Consider the following 391-nt stretch of genomic DNA (forward strand, 5'->3'; position numbering starts at 1 on the left):
TGGACTCCGATGCCGAGGGCGGCCCAGCCGAGGAGGACGAGGAAGGGCCACGCGCGCTGGTGCCCGGGGAAGTAGACGGCGGTGTGCTGGGCGTTGACGGAGGCGCCTGGGGGTAGCCAGCCGCCGATGACGGCGAGCCATTGCGGCAGGAACGGCCACGCGACCACGCCCCCGGAGGAGGGGTTTCCGAGGAGGATCATCAGTCCCCAGGTCGGGAGCATCGCCCATCTGCCGAACAGGTCGTTGAACATGGTGTAGACCATGCCGCAGGCGAACATCGTCAGCGCGAGGATCCCCCAGGACTCGACGAAGGGGAGGTCGAGGGTGCCGAGCAGCCAGTCGACGGTCGCGACGATGGTGAAGCCCGCGAACACGGCGTACGCGGCGGTGA

Annotated in this window: 1 protein-coding gene; it reads right to left on the reverse strand. The window is 69.1% G+C overall.

Translation table 11 applies throughout. The features are described 5' to 3' along the window. Nucleotides 1-391, reverse strand: a 391-nt coding sequence (locus D9V41_RS16655; protein WP_279432365.1) for a hypothetical protein, incomplete at both ends; no start/stop codon positions are given.

This window comes from Aeromicrobium phragmitis (assembly GCF_003674095.1).
GTDB classification, from domain to species: Bacteria; Actinomycetota; Actinomycetes; order Propionibacteriales; family Nocardioidaceae; genus Aeromicrobium; species Aeromicrobium phragmitis.